The organism is Paenibacillus sp. MMO-177, assembly GCF_037147795.1.
GTDB lineage: Bacteria > Bacillota > Bacilli > Paenibacillales > Paenibacillaceae > Pristimantibacillus.
On record NZ_JBBCUR010000047.1, the window covers coordinates 1 to 232 of the forward strand.

Below are 232 nucleotides of genomic sequence, written 5' to 3' on the forward strand. Positions count from 1 at the left end.
TTCCTCAGGAACCCTTAGGCTTTCGGCGGACAAGATTCTCACTTGTCTTTTCGTTACTCATACCGGCATTCTCACTTGAATGCAGTCCACCAGTCCTTCCGGTCTGACTTCTACCCGCATTCAACGCTCCCCTACCCAAGACACATAAGTGTCATGCCATAGCTTCGGTGGTGTGTTTAGCCCCGTTACATTTTCGGCGCAGAGTCACTCGACCAGTGAGCTATTACGCACT

Annotated in this window: 1 rRNA gene; it reads right to left on the bottom strand. The window is 50.9% G+C overall.

Features of this window, described 5'->3' with window-relative positions:
* Nucleotides 1-232: ribosomal RNA gene (locus WFK81_RS31040) — 23S ribosomal RNA — on the bottom strand; the annotation flags it as partial.